The sequence below is a fragment of the Streptomyces pilosus genome, assembly GCF_014649835.1.
In the GTDB taxonomy this organism is placed as follows: Bacteria; Actinomycetota; Actinomycetes; order Streptomycetales; family Streptomycetaceae; genus Streptomyces; species Streptomyces pilosus.
The window spans coordinates 1-1,003 of the sequence record NZ_BMTU01000044.1; the positions used below are offsets into that span (position 1 = coordinate 1).

General features: G+C 69.9%; 1 pseudogene. It reads left to right on the forward strand.

What is annotated here, in order from left to right:
* Nucleotides 1-1,003: pseudogene (locus tag IE118_RS33825) on the forward strand (alpha-1,4-glucan--maltose-1-phosphate maltosyltransferase); the annotation flags it as partial.

Below are 1,003 nucleotides of genomic sequence, written 5' to 3' on the forward strand. Positions count from 1 at the left end.
GGGAGCTGGTCACCAGCAGCGACCCGCTGCCGCTGCTGGTGGAGCGCGAGCGGGCCCTGTTCGGCTCCTGGTACGAGTTCTTCCCCCGCTCCGAGGGCACCGGGCGGGAACCGCACGGCACCTTCGACACCGCCGCCCGCCGCCTCCCGGCCATCGCCGCGATGGGCTTCGACGTCGTCTACCTCCCCCCGATCCACCCCATCGGCACCACCTTCCGCAAGGGCCCCAACAACACCCTCGACGCCGGACCCGACGACGTCGGCGTGCCCTGGGCCATCGGCTCCCCCGAGGGCGGCCACGACGCCGTCCACCCCCGGCTGGGCACCCTGGAGGACTTCACCCGCTTCGTGGCCCGGGCGGCCGAGCTGGGCCTGGAGATCGCCCTCGACTTCGCCCTGCAGTGCTCCCCGGACCACCCCTGGGTGCACAAGCACCCCGAGTGGTTCCACCACCGCCCCGACGGCACCATCGCCTACGCCGAGAACCCGCCCAAGAAGTACCAGGACATCTACCCCATCGCCTTCGACGCCGACATGGACGGCCTGATCGCCGAGACCTGCCGGGTGCTGCGGCACTGGATGGACACCGGCGTGCGGATCTTCCGGGTCGACAACCCCCACACCAAACCCGTGGTGTTCTGGGAACGCGTCATCGGCGAGATCAACCGCACCGACCCCGACGTCATCTTCCTGGCCGAGGCCTTCACCCGCCCGGCGATGATGCACACCCTGGCCCAGATCGGCTTCCAGCAGTCCTACACCTACTTCACCTGGCGCACCACCAGGCAGGAACTGACGGACTACCTCACCGAACTCTCGGGGGACGCCGCCTCCTACATGCGGCCCAACTTCTTCGCCAACACCCCCGACATCCTCCACGCCTACCTCCAGCACGGCGGCCGGCCCGCCTTCGAGGTCCGCGCCGTCCTGGCCGCCACCCTCTCCCCCACCTGGGGCATCTACAGCGGTTACGAACTGTGCGAGAACACCCCCCTGCGCGAAGG